Source organism: Cellvibrio zantedeschiae (assembly GCF_014652535.1).
GTDB lineage: Bacteria > Pseudomonadota > Gammaproteobacteria > Pseudomonadales > Cellvibrionaceae > Cellvibrio > Cellvibrio zantedeschiae.
In genome coordinates this window covers 76282-100043 of the sequence record NZ_BMYZ01000005.1, presented here as the reverse complement: position 1 = coordinate 100043, position 23762 = coordinate 76282, and the positions used below count along the sequence as shown (strand labels likewise).

General features: G+C 47.6%; 20 protein-coding genes. 12 read left to right on the top strand and 8 right to left on the bottom strand.

The window, feature by feature from the left end; all coding sequences use genetic code 11:
• The first annotated feature begins 268 nt into the window (after positions 1–268).
• From IE104_RS18655 to IE104_RS18640, 4 genes are all read left to right on the top strand, one after another.
• Entirely contained in the window at positions 269–1204 is a 936-nt protein-coding gene (locus tag IE104_RS18655; RefSeq protein ID WP_189421359.1) for a hydrogen peroxide-inducible genes activator, read from the top strand.
• 80 nt (positions 1205–1284) lie between these two features.
• Positions 1285–2793 (top strand): tryptophan halogenase family protein, encoded by a 1509-nt coding sequence (locus IE104_RS18650; RefSeq protein WP_189421358.1) that lies wholly within the window; start codon positions 1285–1287, stop codon positions 2791–2793.
• 56 nt (positions 2794–2849) lie between these two features.
• A complete protein-coding gene (locus IE104_RS18645) occupies positions 2850–3173 on the top strand; it encodes a hypothetical protein (RefSeq protein ID WP_189421357.1) in 324 nt (107 codons plus the stop codon).
• Between the two features lie 84 nt (positions 3174–3257).
• Positions 3258–3830 carry a hypothetical protein gene (locus IE104_RS18640; protein ID WP_189421356.1) on the top strand — a complete coding sequence of 191 codons (573 nt, stop codon included), beginning with the start codon at positions 3258–3260 and terminating at the stop codon, positions 3828–3830.
• Between the two features lie 85 nt (positions 3831–3915).
• On the opposite strand, the gene IE104_RS18635 is transcribed toward IE104_RS18640, so the two are convergent.
• Positions 3916–4485 (bottom strand): gamma carbonic anhydrase family protein, encoded by a 570-nt coding sequence (locus IE104_RS18635; RefSeq protein ID WP_189421354.1) that lies wholly within the window; start codon positions 4483–4485, stop codon positions 3916–3918.
• A gap of 87 nt (positions 4486–4572) precedes the next feature.
• On the opposite strand from IE104_RS18635, the gene prlC reads away from it, so the two are divergent.
• Positions 4573–6663, top strand: coding sequence for an oligopeptidase A (gene prlC / locus IE104_RS18630; protein WP_189421442.1), 2091 nt, complete (start codon positions 4573–4575; stop codon positions 6661–6663).
• A complete protein-coding gene (locus IE104_RS18625) occupies positions 6663–6908 on the top strand; it encodes a YheV family putative zinc ribbon protein (protein ID WP_189421352.1) in 246 nt (81 codons plus the stop codon). Before prlC ends, IE104_RS18625 begins: the two co-directional genes overlap by 1 nt.
• 123 nt (positions 6909–7031) lie before the next feature.
• Here IE104_RS18625 and IE104_RS18620 read toward each other — a convergent pair whose 3' ends face one another.
• The gene (locus IE104_RS18620; protein WP_189421351.1) at positions 7032–7703 is read right to left on the bottom strand and encodes a hypothetical protein; all 672 of its coding nucleotides are present in this window, start codon (positions 7701–7703) and stop codon (positions 7032–7034) included.
• 378 nt (positions 7704–8081) lie between these two features.
• Here IE104_RS18620 and hisB point away from each other — a divergent pair, with 378 nt between their 5' ends.
• From hisB to hisF, 4 genes are all read left to right on the top strand, one after another.
• Positions 8082–8675: an imidazoleglycerol-phosphate dehydratase HisB gene (hisB, locus tag IE104_RS18615; RefSeq protein WP_189421349.1), complete on the top strand. Its 594-nt coding sequence runs from the start codon at positions 8082–8084 to the stop codon at positions 8673–8675.
• Between the two features lie 3 nt (positions 8676–8678).
• Positions 8679–9329, top strand: a complete 651-nt coding sequence (hisH, locus tag IE104_RS18610) for an imidazole glycerol phosphate synthase subunit HisH (protein WP_189421347.1) — start codon at positions 8679–8681, stop codon at positions 9327–9329.
• A gap of 391 nt (positions 9330–9720) precedes the next feature.
• Positions 9721–10452 (top strand): 1-(5-phosphoribosyl)-5-[(5-phosphoribosylamino)methylideneamino]imidazole-4-carboxamide isomerase, encoded by a 732-nt coding sequence (hisA, locus tag IE104_RS18605; protein WP_189421345.1) that lies wholly within the window; start codon positions 9721–9723, stop codon positions 10450–10452.
• A 12-nt stretch (positions 10453–10464) separates the two neighbouring features.
• Positions 10465–11238, top strand: coding sequence for an imidazole glycerol phosphate synthase subunit HisF (hisF, locus tag IE104_RS18600; protein WP_189421343.1), 774 nt, complete (start codon positions 10465–10467; stop codon positions 11236–11238).
• Between the two features lie 80 nt (positions 11239–11318).
• Here hisF and IE104_RS18595 read toward each other — a convergent pair whose 3' ends face one another.
• From IE104_RS18595 to IE104_RS18570, 6 genes are all read right to left on the bottom strand, one after another.
• Positions 11319–11543 (bottom strand): DUF6316 family protein, encoded by a 225-nt coding sequence (locus IE104_RS18595; RefSeq protein WP_189421341.1) that lies wholly within the window; start codon positions 11541–11543, stop codon positions 11319–11321.
• Between the two features lie 148 nt (positions 11544–11691).
• The gene (locus tag IE104_RS18590) at positions 11692–12585 is read right to left on the bottom strand and encodes a divergent polysaccharide deacetylase family protein (protein WP_189421340.1); all 894 of its coding nucleotides are present in this window, start codon (positions 12583–12585) and stop codon (positions 11692–11694) included.
• Positions 12585–14003, bottom strand: coding sequence for a S41 family peptidase (locus IE104_RS18585; RefSeq protein WP_189421338.1), 1419 nt, complete (start codon positions 14001–14003; stop codon positions 12585–12587). The genes IE104_RS18590 and IE104_RS18585 overlap by 1 nt, the downstream gene beginning before the upstream one ends.
• Before the next feature lie 70 nt (positions 14004–14073).
• Positions 14074–15228, bottom strand: a complete 1155-nt coding sequence (locus IE104_RS18580; protein WP_189421336.1) for a murein hydrolase activator EnvC family protein — start codon at positions 15226–15228, stop codon at positions 14074–14076.
• 150 nt (positions 15229–15378) lie between these two features.
• A complete protein-coding gene (gene gpmI, locus IE104_RS18575; protein WP_189421335.1) occupies positions 15379–16929 on the bottom strand; it encodes a 2,3-bisphosphoglycerate-independent phosphoglycerate mutase in 1551 nt (516 codons plus the stop codon).
• Between the two features lie 117 nt (positions 16930–17046).
• Complete coding sequence (locus IE104_RS18570; protein ID WP_189421333.1) at positions 17047–17415, bottom strand: DUF1304 domain-containing protein; 369 nt, start codon at positions 17413–17415, stop codon at positions 17047–17049.
• Positions 17416–18117: 702 nt separating this feature from the next.
• On the opposite strand from IE104_RS18570, the gene IE104_RS18565 reads away from it, so the two are divergent.
• Positions 18118–18651, top strand: a complete 534-nt coding sequence (locus IE104_RS18565; RefSeq protein WP_189421331.1) for a PEP-CTERM sorting domain-containing protein — start codon at positions 18118–18120, stop codon at positions 18649–18651.
• Positions 18652–18664: 13 nt separating this feature from the next.
• Positions 18665–23704, top strand: a complete 5040-nt coding sequence (locus IE104_RS18560; RefSeq protein WP_189421330.1) for a pectinesterase family protein — start codon at positions 18665–18667, stop codon at positions 23702–23704.
• Positions 23705–23762: the final 58 nt, after the last annotated feature.

Genomic DNA, 23762 nt, shown 5'->3' with positions numbered 1-23762 from the left:
AAGATCACCGACTTATTATTTTTTAATGTGTGTTTTTACTTGGTCTTGCACGTGCACTCCTGAATTTCTCCATTTCTATCTCTGGTAGGAGAAGCGAGCATTCCGTCCATGGAATGCCGGATCAAAGGAGAGTCGCCATTTGTACAGGAATGACAGAAAACACCTCAATTCAAACCTAATCAATTTTACCTATTGATCATTCGGGAGTAGACTGGCTGCGGCTTTCCGGCCATCCTGTAAATAGAAATTTCGTATTTAGCAGAACCTTATGACCCTGATTGAACTTCGCTACCTGGTAACCCTTGCGCAAACCCAACATTTTGGTCGTGCGGCCGAGCTATGCAATATCAGCCAATCAGCTTTGAGTATGGCGGTGCGCAAGCTGGAAGATAATTTGGGGGTGCTGCTGTTTGAGCGCAGTAAATCCGGTATTCGGGCAACCCAAATGGGAGAACAGATTATTGCCCAAGCCCAGCGCGTGATAAGTCAGGCTGATGCGATTACCGCTCTGGCCGCGGCCGATAAAGATCAGTTGTCTGGCGAGTTGAAATTGGGCGCAATTTTTACTCTCGGCCCCTCGCTCCTGCCCCAGCTGATTCCCTCATTGCGGTTGATCGCAAACCAACTCTCGTTAACTTGCTATGAAGGCTACAACAGCGACTTGCGCGAAAAACTGCGCACTGGCGAGCTGGATGCCATCTTAATCTCCCAGCCTTTTACCGAAGCAGATATTGTCAGCCAGGAAGTTTACAGCGAGCCTTTGCAATTAGTGATGCCGCTCAACCATCCATTAGCGGCCAAAAAATCCATCGGATTGAATGATCTTGAAGATCAAACTTTTTTGCTGCTAAGCGATAAACAATGCCTGCGCACACAAATGTTGGCGGTTTATCCAGCGGCGCAAAACAACAGCATTGAATGCAGTAGTCTGGATACGTTGCGCCACATGATCGCGCTTGGTTTAGGCGTTAGTATTTTACCGTCGTCGGCCACCAGCTCCGCGCTTTTTTCTGCGCAAGCTTTGTCGACAAGACCTTTACAAGGGCAGCCAAAACGAAAAATTTCCCTTGCCTGGCGCGCGAGCTTTCCACGTCATAAAGCGATTGATGCAGTGCGCCGCGCAATTCAAGCTTGTACCTGGCAATTCACCACTGCACATGACACTAGCAGCTCCGGTTTGTTAGTGGAAAACGCCAGTTGGTAAAAATCTATGCGCAAAGATTCTTATGTTTTTGATAACAATTTTATTTCAGTAGTTGATTCAGCGAGAGCGGCAAAACACAAATGACAAGCAGTATTAATCCAATAAAAAAAATCGTGATTGTGGGTGGCGGTACGTCAGGCTGGATTGCAGCTTCCATGTTGTCCTATCACCTCAAATCCAATTTGTGCGAAATCGAATTGGTTGAGTCAGATGATTTGGGCACAATCGGTATCGGTGAATCTACAATTCCTCCCGTTGTACGATTGATCCAAAACCTCGGCATCGACGAACAACAATTTGTGCAAAATACGCAGGCCTGTTTCAAACTCGGCATTAAATTTATCGACTGGCGACAAAAAAACGAATCCTATTTCCATCCCTTCGGTGTTATCGGCAAACGCATTGGCTCGCACGATTTTTATCAATGCTGGTTAAAAGCCACCATGCAAGGCGACACATCGCCACTGCAAGACTTTTCACCCTGCTCGGTGATGGCGGAGCAAGAACGTTTCTTCTGGCCGACGCAATTACAAAACACACCGATTGGCGGCGCAAGTTATGCGGTTCATCTGGATGCAAAATTAGTCGTAGAATATTTGCGCGGTTACGCTTACGAGCGTGGTGTAAAACGCACAGAGGGAACCGTCGAAAAAGTCACGCAAACTGACAGCGGCAATATTGAAAAATTAATCATGAAAGACGGCAAAGAAATCCATGGTGATTTCTTTATCGACTGTACCGGCTTTAAAGCGCTTTTGATTGAGAAAACGCTCGGTGTTGGTTTTGAAGATTGGTCAAAATATTTACCCTGTGACCGCGCAGTAGTTGTAAAAACCGAAGCGCAGGAAAAGCGTCCGCCCTACACAACTGCCACTGCGCGCAAAGCAGGTTGGAGTTGGAAAATTCCGCTGCGCAACAGCACCGGTCACGGTTATGTATATTCCAGTAAATTTTGTACAGACGCTGAAGCAAAATCCACACTGCTAAAAAATCTAGATGCGCCGCGTATTAACGATCCGCGCGTAATTCCTTTCGCTACCGGTCGCCGCAAAAATATGTGGGAGAAAAATTGCCTCTCGCTCGGTTTGGCATCCGGTTTTGTTGAACCTTTGGAATCAACATCCATCCATTTAATTGCACGCGGCATGGATTTCTTTTTGCGCTTCTTCCCCGACCGTGATTGTGACCCAACCTTAATCAAAGAGTACAACCGCCGTATGACGGCAGACTTTGAAGAAGTGCGCGATTTTATTGTGCTGCACTACTGCACGACACAGCGCGAAGACACAGACTTCTGGCGCTTTTGTAAAAATATGGAGTTACCAGAATCTTTACAAGAGCGTATCGCACTCTTTAAAGGCCATGGTTTAGTACGCGAAGGTACCGATGAATTATTCCGCAGTACCAGCTGGCAATCCGTATTCGAAGGCATGGGCATTCGTCCCAACAAATACTGCCCGCGTGTAGATAACATGGATTACCAGGAAATTAGCGATACGCTAAAAATGGCGCGGCAGGCAATTCAATCCATGGTAAAAAATTTGCCCACGCACGATGAATTTTTACGGCAAAACTTGGTAGATGATTAAACCTTAATAAATATCCCTGCAATACAGGTAGTGTGATCCTTCACAAGGAAACTTTAATGAATCATTTCGTACTAATAACATTTGCCTGTATCTTTATCGCTTTTTTGGTATTCGTATTAAAAGAAACAGGCTATCTGAAAGTTGCTGCAAAATCAGGTGCGCTTTGTGTACTCTTCTTGTTGGTTACTTCCTTTATATTTGGATTGTTCAATAGATTTTCATTCATGCACGGGGCTGCCGAAGCTGGATTGGAATCAGCTATAGCCTATATGGTTTTGCTTGGAGTGATTATTGGGCCATTTTTATTTGTTATCGGTGGTTTGTGTGGTGCGGCTATTTCCTGTTTTCGGAAGAGAGGAAAGGGCAAAAGTAAAGAGTAATGAGTTTCTGCGGTAGAATTTGGTATGTGAATAAAATTTCATGTGATTACTTTATTCGAAATAGAATTTTTAGGTCATATTTGTATGAGTGAAATATCGTTACGGTATATGAAGGCTGTCTGGGATAAAAAGATATTTCTGTTTAATGAAAAAATTTTTGCTAATCAAGCTTGTTTGTTGATTGAATATACGCAAAGTTATTGTTTTTATAAGGTTGTGATTGAGTATTTTAACGAAAATGCTAAGAGTATCCCTGATATAGAATATTGGGTTCATCTTTTAAATGTTACTGCTAATGATCTAATAATAAAATGGTGCAAAGTATTTGGAACGGATGATAATGAGCTGCATTGGAAAAAAACTAGCTCATCGGAGCACTATGAAAAAACTGTGAGAGATTTAATACTTAAAAATTTTGCAGGCGATATTGAACAATGGCGAGAATACAGAAAATCCGTTTGTGATTTTCGAAATACATATTCAGCTCACCGTAATATTGAAAATTACCGTGAATTCCCGGAGTTATTACCTTCGTTCAGGGTCGCAGAATCTTATTTTAATTTCTTGGTAAGAGCCCCTGTGGAATGGATTGAGGATCACCCTCTGCTTGGCGAATATTATAATAACCACAAAGAAAAAATAATTAAGAAGTTATAATGTGAAAGCATGGATTATCCTTAATGAAAAATTTCAATAGAAGGAAGTCTGATTAAATTTGCGTCTATCTACCAACGATTAAAATTTATTCCGCAAGCGCTTCCAATTCCGCAATATGAATATTCTTTAGCTTCACATAATTACCCGCTGAATATTTAAAAAATGCACGCTCGCTATCTTTTAAGGGGCGAGCTTGTTTGCAGGGTGAGCCCACATATAAAAATCCGCTTTCCAATCGCTTGCCCGGTGGCACTAAAGTGCCTGCGCCAATTACAACATCATCTTCCACAATCGCACCGTCCAAAACCGTTGAGCCAATACCGACGAGTACGCGGTTGCCAATGGTGCAGCCATGCAAGTTGACTGAATGACCGACAGTGACATCGTCACCAATGATTAAAGGGTGGCCAGCAGGATTAAAATCGCTCGCATGGGTGATATGAAGTACGCTGCCATCTTGAATACTGGTACGGGCGCCCACACGTATACGATGCATATCACCGCGAATAATCGCATAGGGCCACACAGAGGAGTCGTCGCCAATTTGAACATCGCCAATCACAATAGCGGCGGGGTCGACGTAAACATCTTTACCAAATTGTGGTGTGTGGCCTTGGTAGCTGCGAATGCTTAAGGGGTTTTGGTTGTGTTTCATAAACTAATCTCTTTTTTCAAAGCCATGGCGATTTTTTAAGGTGTATCATACAGGAAAATATTTGTGTCATTTCGTTTGGAGTCACTCATGACTAACCCGCTCTTGCAGTCCCACGTGTTACCACCTTTTTCCAGCATTGAAGCTGCCCACGTTGAACCGGCTGTCAGCAACATCATTCAGGAAAGCCGCACCTATTTGCAAAATTTGCTCGCAAATTTGGCCCAGCCGTCCTGGGCAACATTGGTTGCACCTTTGGAGGAGCAAGGCGATAAGTTGGATCAAGCCTGGTCGCCAGTGAGCCATTTAAATGCGGTACGTAATAATGATGAATTGCGCAATGCCTATAATGCGAGTATTGCACTTTTGACCGAATACGGTACTGAGCTGAGCCAAAACGAAGATTTGTATAAGGCTTACCAACAATTGGCGGATAGCACTGAGTATAAAAATTTATCGCAAGCACAAAAGCAAGCCGTTGATAACGCCCTGCGCGATTTCCGGTTAGGTGGTGTTGCGTTAAACGAGCAAGATAAAAAACGTTATGCGGAAATTCAGCAACGTTTATCTGAGTTATCCACGCAATTTTCTAATCACGTTTTAGATTCTACCCAGGCATGGTTCAAACATTTTGACAACGCAGATGCGCTTGCAGGCTTACCTGAATCTGCGCTTGCGCAAGCAGCACAAGCGGCGCAAAAAAAATCTTTGGAAGGTTATGTCATTACGCTCGACTTCCCATCCTATTACGCCGTGATTATGTATTCAGATGACCGCAAACTGCGCGAAGAAATTTATACCGCATATGTTACCCGTGCATCGGCTGAGTCGAAAAAAACCAACGCTGAAAACAAGATTGAAGTTACGGCAGAATTTGATAACACCGCTTTGATTGCTGAAACACTTTCGTTGCGTCATGAGCTTGCACAATTATTAGGTTTTAATAATTACGCTGAGCGTTCGCTTGCTACCAAAATGGCGCAAAGCCCTAAACAAGTTTTAGATTTTTTACAAGAGCTTGGCCAAAAGTCAAAACCCTATGCAGCGCGAGATTACGCAGAACTATCTGAGTTTGCGGCGAGCTTGGGCTGCACCGATTTGCAATCCTGGGACACCACTTATTACAGCGAAAAATTGCGCGTAGAAAAATACTCTATTTCGCAAGAAGAATTGCGCCCTTATTTCCCTGCAGAAAAAGTTATTAGCGGAATGTTTGAAGTCGTTAAACGTTTGTTTGGTATTGATGTAAAACAAGTCGCTGAATTTGATAGCTATCACCCAGATGTTCGCTTCTACCAAATCTCCAAAGACGGTAAACACATCGCGAGCTTCTATCTGGATTTGTTTGCGCGCGAAGGTAAGCGCGGCGGTGCCTGGATGGCAGATGCGCGAGTACGTCGTAAAACAAATTCCGGTGTTCAATTGCCGGTTGCCTTTTTAACCTGCAACTTTACTCCGCCAGTGGGCGATACTCCCTCACTGCTAACACACGATGAAGTAACCACGCTTTTCCACGAATTTGGTCATGGTATTCATCATATGCTCACGCAAATTGATGTGGCAGCGGTGAGCGGAATTAACGGCGTTGCCTGGGATGCAGTGGAATTACCCAGCCAATTTATGGAGAACTGGTGCTGGGAGCCGGAAGCGATTCCGTTGATTTCTGGCCACTACCAAACTGGTGAATCCTTACCGCAAGCATTGCTCGACAAAATGCTTGCTGCAAAAAATTTCCAATCTGGTTTGCAGATGCTGCGCCAAATTGAATTTTCGTTGTTTGATTTCCGTTTGCACGCTGAGTACAACCCTAAAAATCCGCGTACGGCACAAGATGTTTTGCAGCAAGTGCGTAAGGAAATCGCTGTGGTTTTCCCCCCAGCATTTAACCGTTTTGAAAATAGTTTCAGCCATATTTTCGCGGGCGGTTATGCAGCAGGCTATTACAGTTACAAATGGGCAGAAGTTTTGTCGGCAGATGCTTTCTCGCGCTTTGAAGAGGAAGGTATTTTTAATGCGCAAACTGGCGAGAGCTTCTTGCGTGAAATTTTGCAGCAAGGCGGTAGCAAAACGCCCATGGAATTGTTTACCCAATTCCGCGGCCGTGAACCCAATATTGATGCGCTATTGAGACACTCCGGAATTGAAGTGCATTCCAATTTTGCGATAGAGGATGCGGTTTAATGGCTTACTCAACCAAGCGTCGTTTTATGGCGGGCGCGGTGTGCCCCCGCTGTTCAAAAATGGATTCCATCGTGGTGTATAACCTGGATGGAAAAGATTTTCGCGAGTGCGTGAGCTGCGATTTTAAAGAAGAAATGCGTATCAACATTGCCACTGGTGAATTAGAAACGCGCGTTAATCAGGTTAGGGAAGATGCGCATGAAACCCAGGTTATCAACATTGTCTCGCCAGACAGCAAACACTGATTTGTGCCATTGAACGGATCAAACTATTTTACTTGGCATATTTACCTGGCATAGCTTGCCTAATTGTTTTTGGAAAAAGTTTTCGGAAATAGCGCTTTGATTCTAGAGCGCTTTTTTGGGGAATTAATGACGAACCGTATCTTTCAGGTTGTTGCTGAAGTCCAATACTATCGCCAGGTCTTCTGTAAGGCAGGGCCAACGTTGTAGCTCTTGCGACCAGCCGCGGGATTTATGTAAAGCAATGTAGTGCTTAAAGCTTTCGCCAGCAAAGCTGTATTGATTTAGCAGTAACTCTGCCGAAAATAATACGGCTTGATCCAATTCGTTAGCGTAAGGTTCACCGATCAATTCGTGCGCAATGACATTGGCACGCGTCATATCCATGGGTGCCAACGGAATTCCGCAGTAACCAATAAAGCGATCATTCACTTCTTCTAACAAACGATGGGCGAGATAAGCTTCATCCAGCAAGGCTTCTAATTGAGCGTGGTTACCAATGATATCTGGCGGCGCCAGAAAATAATCGCTGGCAATGTTCAACAGCGGCAAAATGCCATCAAAAATACCTGCCTCTTTGGTGATATCGCTAATGGCTTCAATAAATTCCGGCACTTGGGCGATATAGCGAATCACAAACTCGGCCAGTAGTTCCTCGGCCTCTTGAGTTGGCAATTTGATAGCTTCGTGCAAATGATTGGCGCGCGCACTCAGCAGGCGGCTGAGTTGTGCTGATGCACCCTCGCGCTGCTTGGCGTTAGCAATCAATTGGCGGATGTTAATGAGCTTGTCGTTCATTGCTATCAATAATCGTTATAGTGCATAGGCCAAAGTGACGTTTAAAAAGTCATTTAGTTATAAGTTGATGGCTTAACGATAACTCATGGCAGCGCATTCGCAAGTTAGTATTAATACCAAGTTTTTATATAAAGCCCCTGAAAATGAAAATTTCGGCGAAGGGTGCACAAATACCCCTGAGGATGAAAAGTTGAGAGTACCGGGATTGGCGGACTGACCTTCTCTGCGTGGCTTGAAGGCCTCAATAGCCATAAAAATTGGCGCCAGCGCTCAGTTTGCTGGGCATTAACTGCGTCAAACCTATATAATTCGCGCTTTCCTATTAACTCGTGTTTTCTTAAGCGCGTCGCCGGATTATCCGGTTAGCTGGAGCCCTGCATGTCAGATCGCATTGCACAAGTAACTCGTAACACCCTCGAAACCAAAATCAGCGTAAGCCTCAATCTGGATGGTGCTGGTAAAGGTGTGTTCAATACCGGTGTGCCCTTTTTAGAGCACATGATGGACCAGATCGCCCGCCACGGCATGATTGATCTGGATGTTACTTGCGATGGCGATACGCATATTGATGATCACCATTCAGTAGAAGATATCGGCATCACCATCGGCCAAGCCATTGCCAAAGCGGTGGGCGACAAGAAAGGTATTCGCCGTTATGGCCACGCGTATGTGCCGCTCGATGAGGCTTTGTCACGTGTAGTGATCGATTTCTCCGGTCGCCCCGGTTTGGTTATGCAGATTCCTTTTACCCAAAAGCGCATCGGCCAATTTGATACCGAATTGTTCTGGGAATTCTTCCAGGGTTTTGTAAACCACGCGGGCGTTACCCTGCATGTGGACAATCTGCGCGGCCACAACGCCCACCACCAGATTGAAACTGTGTTCAAAGCCTTCGGCCGCGCCTTGCGTATGGCGCTGGAATTAGACCCACGTATGGAAGGCATAATGCCTTCAACCAAGGGAAGTCTATAAGCAATGACCCAACAGACAGTTGCCGTTATCGATTACGGCATGGGCAACCTTCACTCGGTGAAGAGTGCTTTGGAGCATGTTGCCCCTGAACAAAAAGTGGTTGTGACCTCAGACCCTGCGGTTGTAGCAGCGGCAGACCGTGTGATCTTTCCCGGTGTAGGCGCAATTCGCGATTGCATGGGCGAAATCAACCGCCTTGGCTTCGACAAATTACTGCGCGAACAAGTCGCCACGGGCAAGCCTGTGCTGGCAATTTGCGTTGGCTTGCAGGCCTTGATGGATCACAGCGAAGAAAACAACGGTGTAGATTGCATCGGCATTTTCCCCGGCCAGGTTAAATTTTTCGGTACCAACCATAAAGATGCTAATGGCAATGCTTTGAAAGTGCCGCACATGGGTTGGAACCAGGTGAATCATGACGATCACCCGCTCTGGGCAGATATTCCGCAAAACAGCCGCTTCTACTTCGTCCACAGTTTTTATGTGCAGGCAGCGGATGAGAGTTTGGTGGCGGCTAGTTGTGAGTACGGTGTGAAATTCGACACTGCGCTGACACGCGATAATTTGTTTGCCGTGCAGTTTCACCCGGAGAAGAGTCATACCTCCGGGTTGCAGTTGTTGAAGAACTTTTTACAGTGGGATGGTAAGGCTTAAAAATTAGGGAGTCGTCATCCTCGTGAAAGCGGGACTAAAGTACGAAGTACTTTGAACAACTTAAAGTTGACCCGAAGGGCGAGCACGGCGAGTAATCCAGCTTTTGATTTTCTTATTATCATTCCTACGTTTTGTTGATTTTATTTCGCCTGCTGGCGAGTCACTTTTCGTTGCTTGTCCAACGAAAAGTAACCAAAAGGAAAGACACCCGGTTCGCCGCTGTTTCCTGCGCGTTTCAAAAAATTGCTGTCGTTCCGACGCGACATCCATGTCGCGACGTCACTAAAACAAACTTCCTGTTTGTTTTACACCAATTTTTTTCCAATGCTCGGGCGGCTCGCACGGGAATAGTCGGTGCCATAATGAATTTTGTTTTTATCGAGATTGTTGAATGTTAATTATCCCCGCAATTGATTTAAAAGACGGCCAATGCGTGCGTTTACGCCAGGGCTTGATGGACGACTCCACCGTATTCTCCGACGACCCAGTCGCTATGGCGAAACAGTGGGTCGATCAAGGTTGCCGTCGTTTGCATTTGGTCGATCTCAACGGTGCCTTTGAAGGTAAGCCAATGAACGGTGGCGTTGTGACGGCGATTGCCAAAGCCTACCCAAATCTGCCAATCCAAATCGGCGGCGGTATCCGCAGTGCGGAAACCATTGAGTATTACCTCAATGCGGGCGTGCAGTATTTGATTATCGGTACCAAAGCGGTGAAAGAGCCGCAGTTTGTGACCGATATGTGCAAACAGTTCCCCGGCCATATTATTGTCGGGTTGGATGCAAAAGACGGTTGGGTAGCAACTGATGGTTGGGCAGAAGTGTCTAACATCCAGGCTTCTGAGCTGGCGAAACGTTTTGAGCAAGATGGCGTGAGCAGCATCGTCTACACCGACATTGCCCGCGACGGCATGATGCAAGGTGTGAATGTTCAGGCCACCGTGGCCATGGCGCAGGCGTCGAGCATCCCTATTATCGCCTCCGGTGGTGTGACCAATATGCAAGACATAATCGCGCTCAAAGCCGAAGCCCATAAAGGCATCTGTGGCGCCATCACTGGCCGCGCGATATACGAAGGCACATTGACCATGGCGGAAGCCCAGGCCTACTGCGACGCTAATTAATCGGATCTGACTATGACCCTCGCAAAACGAATTATCCCCTGCCTCGATGTGGACAATGGCCGCGTGGTGAAAGGCGTGCAGTTTCTGGATATCCGCGATGCGGGTGATCCGGTGGAAATTGCCAAGCGCTACAACCAGGAAGGCGCTGACGAAATCACATTCCTCGACATCACTGCCACCCATGAAGGCCGCGATACGACTGTTCACACGGTGGAGAAAATCGCCAGCGAAGTGTTTATCCCCCTCACTGTAGGCGGTGGCATTCGCACTGTGGAAGATATTCGCACCATGTTGAATGCGGGTGCTGATAAGGTGGGGATTAACTCCGCTGCTGTGTTCAACCCGGATTTTGTAAAAGCGGCGTCTGATCGTTTTGGTGCTCAGTGTATTGTGGTTGCGATTGATGCGAAGAAAGTCAGCCAAGCGGGCGAAGAGCCGCGCTGGGAGATTTTCACTCACGGTGGGCGCAAGCCAACGGGTATCAATGCGGTTGAATGGGCAATTCGTATGGCCGAATACGGTGCGGGTGAAATCCTGCTGACCAGTATGGATGGCGATGGTACTAAAGCGGGTTACGATTTAGGTGTGACGCGTGCGATTAGCGATGCTGTGGCTGTGCCGGTAATCGCCTCTGGTGGTGTAGGCAACTTGCAGCATTTGGTGGATGGAGTGACGCAAGGGCGCGCTGATGCTGTGTTGGCAGCGAGTATTTTCCACTTCCGTGAATACACTGTGCCACAAGCGAAAGAATTTATGCGTGCCCAGGGAATTGAGGTGCGTTTGTAATTTACCAGTTTAAATCGGCTAATAAAAAAGGCGCTTATTGAGCGCCCTTTTGCATTCTGGTTTCGCTGCGAACCTAAAGATTAGGCTGCGCGGTATTGCTTCAGTACGTCTAACACTTTGGGTTCAGACGCACAGATGAAATCGATAAATTCACCAACACCAACTTCGGCATCAGCACGGGTATCAAATGGACCAATGTCCACGCCTTCGCGAGTGGTGTAATACCAGTAGCTGTCCTTTTGCAGGAAGCGACCGCTGCGATTAGGAACAGAACCTTCTTCACCCGCACGATTGAATGTAGCCATCTTGAACCTCTTGGTTAAGTAATGCTGATCAGATAATGCTTTTCAGCAGATTTTCCTTAAAACATGGGTTCATGGATTGCCACCCAAGTTGATTATAAACACTAAACAAATCTTCTGAATATACTTAGTTAGATTAAAACAAGATCGTTTAATAACCAAAACCTAGCGGCTTCATAATAGCCGGTTTGTCGTATAAATCAACTTTTGAGCGAAATTGTGTTAATAAATCTAATTCGGGTGCCGGGCAGTAGGGCGGTTCGCCCGTATTGATGAGCTGTTCCATATTGGGAGTTTCTTTATGGGTAGCTGGAGTTAAGAGTTGCGAAACGAAAACCAGCTTTACACCTTGGGCTGAAAGAAGCGGTTGCACTTGTTCGAGCACACTTAGCGTTGTGGGGTAAGGATGGCCAATAGCGACTGCGGAGCCGCGTTGTCGCGCGAATTGCAAGGCGCGATTGAGTTGATATTGAATAGCTTTGGTTTCGTTAAGGTCATCCAAAAAGACGTCACGCTTCAGACTGGGTACCTGGAAATGACTGGCGATATCCAGGGCCTTGGTCTGTGCGCTGGTGCGGCTGTCAACAAAATAGAGCCCGCGGGGGCGCAACTCAGACATCAACCACTGCATGGGTTCGGCCTCTTGCGTGAGGCGGCTGCCCATGTGGTTGTTAACCCCTTGGATATGGGGAAGGCTATCCAGATCCTGGCGAACCGTAGTGAGAAATGCAGTTTTTTCCATACCACTCACCAACCCACCTTTGCCTACGGGCATATTGTTAATAGTGCTCATGGGCAGGTGCAGCATGAGTTCTTTGCCTTGGTTGTGGGCAAGTTTTGCGCTGCTTAATCCGTGTGGAGTGAAGGGTAAAACAGAGAGGGTAAATGCGCCTTTAAGCCGAGCTGCTCGTTCGCTTTGGGTTTGGTTATAGCCAATGTCATCAATGATGATGGCTAGGCGCGCTTCGGTGTTTGCGGGCGAGGCAAAAGTAAATTCATTTAAGCCACCAAAAAAAATCAGCAGCCAAGGCCATACCTTGGGCATTATTTATCCTGTGCCGGCGGTCTGACTTCAATGTTAGGTGCAATTGCAGGAGCACGCTTGTTGGTGTCCGTTTCGTCGTTAGTCGAGGCCGGTTGTTGGCCAAGGATGTGTAGCCCTTTCAACAGGTTAATTGCATCCAACACCTGATTGTCTTTCAGTGTATCGTCATTAACGACTGCTTCGCGCTCGCGCGTGCCGCTGCCAATTTCCTGGCCCTCTTTGTTGCCGATATGACCTGCTAAATCCGCTTCTGCCATAGGCGCTTTTTGGCTTACGCCATTGGTGATTTTCTCCAGACGAACATCGGGATCAATACCTTTCGCCTGAATGGAACGGCCATTGGGGGTGTAGTAAAGAGCAGTGGTAAGTTTAATGGCGCGATCTTCCGTAATAGGAATTACGGTTTGCACCGAACCTTTGCCGAAACTGCGCGTACCCATAATGATGGCGCGCTTGTGATCTTGCAGTGCGCCTGCGACGATTTCAGATGCTGAAGCAGAGCCGCTATTAATCAGCACCACCAAGGGCAAGCCATTGGTTAAATCGCCGGGTGTTGCCGCGTAACTCATGCTACTGTTTTCCATGCGACCCTGGGTGTAAACCACGGTTCCGTTATCGAGGAACGCATCGGCAACTTCTACAGACGATTGCAAAACGCCACCAGGGTTATTGCGCAAATCCAAAACCAAACCTTTGGTTTTTGGGCGTAGCTTAAGATTTTCACGCAAACGCTCTACGAAATCTTTTCCGGTATTGGTTTGGAATTGCGCGATACGCACGTACAAATAATCGTCGGCAATAGGTTTTACCACTACGCTCTGCACATGAATTAAATCGCGGACGATGATTAACTCAATGGGGTCGTCAACACCCTTGCGTTGCAAACTCATTTTAATGGGTGTGTCTTTTGGGCCGCGCATCAAGCGAGTTGCGTCAGTGAGAGTTTTTCCCTTCATGGGTTGATCGTCGATGCGCACAACAACATCGCCCGGTTTAATGCCGGCTTTTTGTGAGGGTGATCCATCGAGCGGAGTAATGACTTTGATTACACCTTCATCCATACCCACTTCCAAACCTACGCCACCAAATTCACCACTAGTCGTGGCTTGCAGTTCGGCGTAAGCCTCTTTATCGAGATAAGCGGAATGCGGATCGAGTTCTGAAATTAAACCTTTGATGGCGTATTCCAGCATTTTGGAATCGCTAACTTCTTCCACATAGCTGGTGCGAACGTGATCGTAAGCACGGGTAAAGGTGCGCAATTCTTCGAGTGGTAAAAGCCCCGGATTTTGCGGCGCAGTCTTTTTCTTTTCAACAGGCGCTGCGTTTGAAAAATTGGCGAACGCAAACATTGCTATCAAAAGTAATGTTTGAAAATTTTTATTAGCGCCAGATTTTTTTGGGGAAAGGCACAACATTTACATCTCCGAAAAGCGCTTACAGCGCCCACAATAAGCAATTCTTTTTGCTCTGTTTCAAGCCTTAAGCTTAGGCGCGCGCTAACCAATCTGCCGGATTAATTGCCTTGCCTTGATAGCGAATTTCAAAATATAACCCAGCTTCGTTTTGTCCGCCGGTATTGCCCACGCTTGCTATGGCTTCGCCCGCTTTAACAGCGTCGCCTGCCTTTTTAAATAAATTTTGGTTGTGCGCGTAAAGGCTCAAATAACCTTCGCCGTGATCAATAATAACCAACAAACCTTGGCCGCGAAAATAATCGGCAAAAACCACGCGACCATAATGCACCGCTTGTACTTGCTGCCCGGCATTTGCGCCAATCATAACGCCGTTCCATTGCAGCTGACCTTCAACCTGGCTGCTACCAAATCCGTGGGTAATTCTGCCTTGCGTTGGCCAAGGTAAGCGACCGCGACGGCTGCTAAATTTTTCACCCGCGTTGGGTAGAGGAACATAACTCGGTGCTGCCGCAAGACTGGTGCTTGCGCGTGCAACTTTTTGCAAGAGTGCTTGGAGCTGGCGGCGATCTTCCAACATATCTTGCAAAGCTTTGTCTTTGTTGGAAATTGTGGTGTTAATTTTTGCGAGCGTTTGTTTGCGCTGCGCTTGTGCTTCTTGCAGGCTCGCTTGCTGTTTGCCCATTTCTTCTTTAATGATATTCAGCTCAGCTGTTTTTTGGGCAATTTGCGGTTCAAGCTCGTTGAGCTGCGCAATGGTGTCGAGATATTTTTTCACTTTCTCGGCGTGCGCGGCCATAAAATAACTGTGGTATTTCATCATGCGTGAAATACGCTCAGGTGATTCCTGATTCAGGAACACTTTAAACTGTGGTTGTTGCCCAAGCTGATAAGCAGCGCGAATCTGCTCAGCGGCTTGGGCTTGTTGCTTTGCCCGGGCTTTTTCCAGATCGCCACGCTCTTTATTTAGATTTTCTATCTGCTTGTTTTGAGCGTTTATTTCTTGCTGGATTTTTTCAACTTTCTTTTGCAGCTCGCTCATTTGCGTTTCATTTTTTTGCAGCTCTTGCTGCACATTAGAACGCGCGCCCTGAACTTTTTTTAATTCTTTCTGCAAATCGTTAATGTCTTTTTGGAGTTTTTCCATATCGTCTTTATCGGCACTCAATGCACTCGGCGATATGGCTAACATCATGGATAACAAACTTAAGCAAAAAAGTTTTTTCATGAAATTTCCGTGATTATTATGGAGATTTTAACCCCCTCCGAACCTCCCCCTTCGCAGAGGGAGGAGTTGTACTCCCTCTTAAATTTAGCTGGGAGTAAAAGTTCCCTCACAGTTGCGCGCCCCGCTGCAAAGGGGAGGGCCAGGGTGGGGTTATTTTTCGATTGTAATCAAATTCCTGCCGGTCATTTCTGCCGGTTGAGGAATGCCCATCAACGCCAACATGGTTGGTGCTACATCTGCCAATGAGCCGCCGGGTGCGATAGTTCCTTTGCGTGAGCTGCAGAAAATAAAGGGTACTGGCAAAGTTGAATGTTGTGTATTTGCTTGACCACTTTCTTCATCAAACATTTCTTCTACGTTGCCGTGGTCTGCAGTAATTAATGCTTCGCCACCCACTTTTTCTACCGCAGCCAAAACACGACCCAAACAAATATCGATTGCTTCAACCGCTTTGGTTGCGGCTTCCATAATGCCGGAGTGACCAACCATATCGCAGTTAGCGTAGTTGCAAATAATGGCATCGTATTTACCGGATTCAATCGCTTCAACTAATTTGTCAGTGACGATTGGCGCATTCATTTCAGGTTGCAAATCGTAAGTAGCAACTTGTGGTGATGGAACCAAAATACGATCTTCACCTTCGTAGACAACTTCATTGCCGCTATTGAAAAAGAAAGTTACGTGTGCGTATTTTTCCGTTTCCGCAATGCGTAATTGGGTTTTGCCCAAGCCAGAAATATATTCACCAAATGAATTGGTTAAATCTTCTGGCGGGAATGCAATAGGTGCTTTGATGCTAGAAGCGTATTCGGTAGTTTGCACAAAGTGTGCAATTTCTGGATGCAATTCGCGTTCAAAGCCTGTGAAACTTTCATCGATCAATGCGTGGGTAATTTCGCGCGCGCGGTCCGGGCGGAAGTTCATGAATATTACTGAGTCGCCATCGTTAATGGTCGCAACTTCTTCATCTTCGCCACAGATAATCGTGGCTTTAACAAACTCGTCATTTTCGTCACGCGCGTAGGCGTGTTTCAATCCTTCAACCGCCGTAAGTGCATCATATTCGGCTTCACCGGTCACCATGACATCGTATGCTTGCTTAACGCGATCCCAACGGTTGTCGCGGTCGAGCGCGAAGTACCGACCAACGATGGAAGCAATTCGGCCAGCGCCTAATTCTTTAAATAAATCCTGTGCTTTTTGCAGTGAAGATTCAGCGCTGCGTGGCGGGCAATCGCGGCCATCCAAAAATGCGTGCAGGTAAACTTCTTTAGCGCCGCGTTGAACGGCCATTTTCATCATGGCGTATATGTGGTCTTGATGGCTGTGCACGCCGCCTTCAGAGAGCAGACCGAGAATATGTACGGCTTTGCCAATTTTAATCGCGCTATCGATGGCGTTTACGTATACAGGATTGGTAAAAAAATCGCCGTCGCTGATGGCTTTATTAACGCGGGTAAAGCTTTGGTAAACCACGCGGCCAGCACCAAGGGTCATGTGTCCCACTTCGCTGTTACCCATTTGGCCTTCTGGCAAGCCCACGGCCAAACCGGAGGTTTCAATCAAACTTTTTGGATTATTGGCCCAGAGTTTATCGAATACGGGCTTATGGGCTGCGGCAATGGCGTTGTATTTGGTTTTTTCCGAGTGGCCGAAGCCATCGAGAATGAGGAGCACAGTAGGTTTTTTCGAGGCTGTCATAGCGCAATCACTTCTCAGGAGGGAATAAGGGATGGTGAATGGCCGCTATTCTAGCGGGTTATGCCGGGCATCTCTAGGTTGGTTGAAGTCTAAATAGACCACTCCCGCTTGATGTGTTTATACATTTGAGAACAACAGCGCCAACCCTATGAGTGCAGGGAGAGCCTGAATATAAAGAATCTTGCGTTTGGCGGTAATACCGCCGTAAATTCCGGCAACCAGGATGCAGCTTAGGAAAAACACTTTGATATCAAAGCCTGCAACGCCTAAATAAAGCCCCCAAAATAATCCCGCTGCTAAAAAACCGTTGTACAAGCCCTGATTGGCTGCCAGAACTTTGGATTCGATGGCTTTTTCCACCGAATGGCCGAAGGCGCGGCGGCCGGCGGGTTTATCCCATAGGAACATTTCCAATACCAAAATATACACATGAAGCAGGGCGATAAGGCCAATCACAACACTGGAGATGATGGGGAAGTCGGGCATGGCAAAGTCCTTTATTGAATGTGATAACAAGCTAGTCGCTAAGGCTATGTTGGTTTGCCTTTAGCTTAGCAATGACGGGCTAAAAAGCCTGGGCACAGGTAGCACTTTGCACCACAAAATACCCATATTTTGCTTATAACTAAAAAGATGTTTCCTAACTACACACTTGAAAATTAATGCTAGCAAATTGATTTTTGTGTCGTTAAAGTGCGCAACACCAACTGAGTACAACCAGTGGCAACAACAATAATTAATAACAATCGTGGTGGTGTTTGCAAACAATAATTGATAACAGATTGCAAAACACCAACCGCGAAGTTTTACCCCCTTCTTAATTTAAATCGGCAATAAAAATCCTTTCGGTCCAGAGTCAAGTGCTTTAATTCGCAGGCTCTAAAATTCATAAATGGTCCATCGTCTGTTGCGCATTTGCCTATGCATTTGTGCGCTAATGTCTATGTATCATTTTTGTATTTACATAATTAAAAATAGATAAGCGGCAATGTTATTTCATTTTTTAAGGTGTGATTACACAAATAACTTTCACTCTGCTAGCGAGTGAAAGTGAATGCGTGTGGTAATTCCTTAGGGTTAATACCCCTTGATCCAGGGGTGGATTGGCTTGGGCGTTTTTTTGCATTTTTCCACAAGAAAAATTGCAATGGACCCAAACAATAAAATTAATCACGTGGGAGCAAAAAAATGAAACAACATTTTTTAAAAATCTTTTCAACCTTCGTTATTTTCCTTTGCACAATTAACGCTGCACAAGCTGCGCTAATTACCAGCAATTTTTCCGATTTGGGTGGCAACCAGTGGACAGTGGATTTAACCCTGACCAACGACAGCAATGCAGCCGGAATTAATGAATTCACCGTATATTTCTCTGAATTACTTTTCGCTAATTTATCAGTAGTGAATAGCCCCGCTGCGTGGGACAGCTTTGTTGCCCAGCCAGATTTGTTTTTAAACTCCTCCGGGTTTTTCGATAGCTACAGTCCAATCGCGCTTGCCCTTGGCAGTAGCCAGGGTGGATTTACTGTTGGCTTCACCTTTCTTGGTCAGGGCGCGCCCGGAGCTTTGGCGTTTAATGTGCTGGACGGAAATTTCCAACTCCTCTCTTCCGGTTCTACCAGCAATGCGCCAGCGCGTGTAGCTGAGCCCTCTGCTTTATGGTTGATGATATTAGGTGGCCTGTTCTTGTTGGCTCGCCGCACTCGTAAAACATCTGTTTAAGGAGGAGCATCCCATGAAACTGCCCTCTTATTTGGCAACTTCTTTTGCCAGCTTGTGTTTGTTGGCGCCGATGGCCCAAGCCGCGCCTGCGGTATCGGTAATTTCGATGACCAAGCTGAGCGAAACCCGCGTTACCCGCACAGATTACGATTATGTATTCAAAATCACTGTGCAAAATGGCCCTCTCGCGCTAACTAACGCTAGCGAAACCCTGACAGGCGCGGCCCAGGGCACAACCATTCTGGACGGCAGTGTGCAGATAGGCTCCCTGGCAGCCAATGCCGTAGCCACGCCGGATGACACTATTACCTTGCGCCAAAACCGCTTGTTTCCATTCAATGAGCAAGCTTTAGTGTGGAGTGCCGCAGGTACTGCGGTGCCTTCCAGTTCAAGCTCGTCCAGCTCGGTCTCTTCCAAATCATCATCAAGCGTGCCCGCTTCAAGTAGCGCTGCATCCAGCAGCGTGCCAACTACAGGTCCGGCTGTGAATTTAAGCTGGTTGGGCACGGGTACTTTGCCAAGCGGCGTTGCGCTCTATGATGTTGACGGCTACGCCGCCCTGGGCACGCCAGTTACCGGTGGTGGGGTGATCTCTGAAGATGACCCCGCTTACCGCAAGGTTTACACCCCCGCTGAATTTATTGCTGCACTCGATGCTGCCAAACGCACCCTCGCTGCACCGGTGAAAGTTATTGAGATCATGAATGACCTCAATCTGGGTACCCTCGAATCCGGGTTGCCCATTGCTGGTAACTACCGCGCGCAATCAACCCAGGCGCAGCTACACCCTACGCTCAAGCTGACCGGCATGAGTTTGATCGATATTAAAACCCTGGATAACTTGACCATTTTCTCGCGTAACGGTGCGACTATTCGCCATGCGGAATGGAACATTAAAGACGCCAATAACATCATGATCCGCAATCTTAAGTTTGATGAGATGTGGGAATGGGACGAAGCCACCAAAGGCGACTACGACAAAAACGACTGGGATTACATCACTTTGGGTGACGGCACTGCTGCCAACAAGGTGTGGATTGACCACTGTACTTTTTATAAAAGCTACGATGGCATTGTGGATGTAAAAGGCGGTTCCAGCGGAATCACCATTTCATGGAGCCAAATTTTGCCCGGCGATGGCAGCAACGGTGCCTTTACCCGTGCGCAAATGGATTATCTGGAAGCTAACCAGGCGACCATGGTGATGTACGGCAAGTTGCGTGCAGGTGGCTTAACCCAGGATCAAATTACCCAGGTTGCACGCACGGTTAAAAAGGGCCATTTGATTGGTGCCACCGCAAAAGACAGCAAGAATGCTACCCTGCAAGTCACTTTGCACCACAACTACTATCAGGATTTGCAAGACCGTATGCCACGTTTGCGTGGCGGCGATGTGCAAGTCTTTAACCTGCTGGCAGACAGCGCAAATGCGCGCGCGGTTAAAGCCTGGTTTGACCCCATCATGGCCGGCAATAGCAATTTGGTTAGAGACTTTAGTGGCAACGGCGCCTACCATTTCGGCATTACTTCTAACGGGACTATTTCCACTGAAGACGGTGTGATTGAAGTGGCGAACAGTCTTTACAGCGGTGTATTGACTCCCCTGCGCAACAACCAGACTGATGTGAACGATGCCAGTTTTACCGGCTCGGTAGTGGCGGCTAACACCCAACATGAATTGCTGGCCTCTGAAATGCCGGTGGCATCCCAACAAAGCACATTTATTGAGTTGGGCAACCTTTGGGCTGTGTGGAAAGGCGATAGCAATTTTGCCAACAGCACCCTTGGCCCGGTTCAAGCTGCGCCTAAATACCTCGCTTTCAAAGCGGCTCCGCCGGCGGTAAAAGCGCTACATCCGACTTCTGCATTGCGCAGTGTTTTGGTCACAGGTGCCGAGCCAGCCGGTGCAGGTAAGGCGAACCTGACTGTGCCGCAATGGCTTAATTCCTTGAACGGGACTTATAGTTCGTCTAGCAGTTCATCCAGCTCAAGTGTTGCGGTGGGTTCTGCCAGTTCTGGTGCAGCAAGCTCTACCAGTTCTACGGTGGTAAGCTCTGCTGGCAATGCCAGTTCAGCGGCAGTATCCAGTACATCAAGCGCAACCTCGAGCGCGGTGGGGCAGTCCTCCAGTGCAGGTGTAGCGGCGGGGCAGAGCTTGCCGTTTGTAGAATCTTTTGATGGCCTGACGACCGCAACATTTTTCTCGGCGACTTACAGGGCTATTGGATCTGATTCCTCTGCTGCGCTCTATTTCAAAACCGGTGGTAGCCCCGTCATCAATAACAATGCGCTGGAAATTGCCGGTGCACGTATGACCATAGGCAATCGCCCCCCTCGCACCAGCACGGCCTCGACCGATACCACCACCAACGGTGATTTTGACTTGAGTCGTCCCTACCGCATCAGCTTTAAAATTGTTGCTGCTTCGGGCGTGGGTAACTTGCAGGTCTTTATCGACAACAACACAACCAGTTCCGGCAACTCGATTTTTGGAACAGGTTCGCGCGTCTACGCTGCTGTGGCAAATACGCTCACGGCTGGGCAAGTTGTGAGCATCACCCCAAGTGTAGGTACGGCCACGTCATTTATTGCGTTGCGCACTGAAAGTACTGCCGCCGTCACCATTGATGATTTGCGAGTGGAATACTTGGATAGCGGTAGTTCGTCCTCATCAGCAGCGAGCAGTTTGGCGTCGAGTGCAAGCAGCGCAGCTTCGGTAATTAGTTCAGCAAGTTCCGCGAGCTCCAGCATAGTTGTATCTAGCAGCTCTGCCTCCAGCGCCTCGTCTTCTGCGCCGTTTGTCCAGCCAACGCAGGTTTACAATTTACAAAACCGCGTAAGCCCGGGTGCTAATCAGGTGGACACCCAGGTAGATACCAAGCTGGTGATTACTTTTGATGCGCCACCAGTATTAGGAACGTCCGGCGCTATCAATATTTTCAAGGTGAGTGACGACTCTTTGGTTGATAGCCTCATGCTGAGTGGCAACACGGATAGCCTCGGTTATGCCGGTCAAACCCGTTTGCGTATGGTGAACACCCAACCGCTGCGTGTGAGTGGCAACAGTCTGATTATCACCCCGCACAACAATAAGCTAGCCTACGGCACGGCTTATTATGTGGCGATTTCCGAGGGTGCAATAACAGGTGTAAACCTGAACAGCACGGCTTTTGTCGGTTTAGGCAAAAACGCGAATTGGACATTTACCACCAAAGCAAATGCTCCAACCTCTACAGAGTTAACAGTTGATGACGATGGCGCAGCGGACTTCCGCACAGTGCAAGGCGCACTTAACCATGCAATGCAAAATGTTGCGGCGGCAACGCCGGTAACGATTAATGTTAAAAACGGCGACTACGAAGAACTCCTGTTTCTGCGCGGTAAAAACAACCTCACTATTAAAGGCGAAAGCCGCGATGGCGTGGTGATCCACTACACCAATAACAACACGCTCAACGCAGGTACTGGTACCAGCCAGTCACCAGGCGCAACCAGCTTTACCGGTGGACGCAGTGTGTTTTTGGCGGAGTCTTCTGACTTGCTCAGCATCGACAACCTGACCCTGAAAAACACTACCTTGATTGGCAGCGGTGGCCAGGCGGAAGTGATTTATTTCAACAACGATGTTGGCCGTTTGGCAGTAACCAATAGCAACCTTATCAGTGAGCAAGATACGGTGCAGGTAAAAGGCTACAGCTGGTTTTATCGCAGCTTGATTGCTGGCAATGTGGATTTCATTTGGGGCAATAACCGCGTCGCCCTGTTTGAAGAAAGCGAGATTCGCTCGCTGGGCGATTCACGCGGTAACGGCAGCGGCGGCTATGTATTGCAAGCGCGTACGGTGACTGCATCAGACAAAGGTTTTGTATTCCTCAACAGTCGTTTGACTCGCGGCGCGGGTCCACTCGGTCACGCGATTGCCGATGGCCAAACCTGGTTGGCGCGTAGCGGAGGCGCAACTACTTACTTCGACAATATTGTATTCGTGAATACCAAAATGGATGCGCACATTAAGCCTGCCGGTTGGTACACCTCGCCTTTACCAAATCCAACTGCTGCAACCGCGACCAGCGGCTGGCGCGAGTACGGTAGTACAGACTTGGCGGGCGCCAGCTTGAATACGGCCGGACGTGATGCGGTAAGTTTGCAGCTGCCATTGAGCGAAGTTATAAATAACTATTGCTCGCGTGCGCAAATTTTGGCGGCCTTCAACGGTGGCGCCGGTTGGAACCCGCTACCGAGTGATACAACCGACTGTTCGAACTTTGAGTCTGGCCCAAGCAGCTCGGCATCTTCGTCCAACGTTTCCAGTGCGACAAGTTCGATAGCAAGTTCAGCGAACAGTGTTGCATCAAGTTCGTCTTCATCTTCAAGCAGCTCGTCTTCAAGTTCTGCAACTGTGAGCAGTTCCAGTTCATCGGCAAGCAGTGAAGTGGTAGGTCCCCAATCGTCCAGCAGTTCATCTAGCGCTGTTGCAATAGTGACAAAAACCTGGGGTTTTGATTCAGCTGCTTACGCTGCGGCTGATACCAACTTATTTGCCGCCGCTTACAGCGCAACGGCAGATAACGGCATTAAAATCACTGCTGCACCTGTAAGTGTGGATGGATTGGATTTCTATTCATCTGCCGCGAGTGTTCTGCGCTACCGCGCGCCCGGTTCTGCCAATAACAGCAGCGCAACCGGTGTGTGGAATACCAATGGCTCATTCTTTACCAGCAACTCGGTGTTGGTGCCGGTCGTGGGTGCAGATGTAACTTCAGTGCGCACTTATATTTCCATTCCCGTTGAAAGCAATAAAGCATTCACTATCACGCTTAATTACAAACAAACATCGGCAACTGCAACAGCAGGAAAAATTGCTTTGGTGGGAAGTGATAACAAAGTGTTGATTGCAAAAGATGCGAGTAACGCAACCGCTGCAGCCACGGGCGACACTTTGACGCTGACAGTACCCGCCGGTCACAGCTACACTGCCGTAAAAATATTTTATGGTCGCGAGGGAATCACCTCTGGGGGTGTAAACATCACCAGCATGTCGCGTGCACAGTAATTTGTAAGGGGGGAGGAAGTTTTTCGCAAGGATAGTAAATAAAAAGCCCCGCATTGTT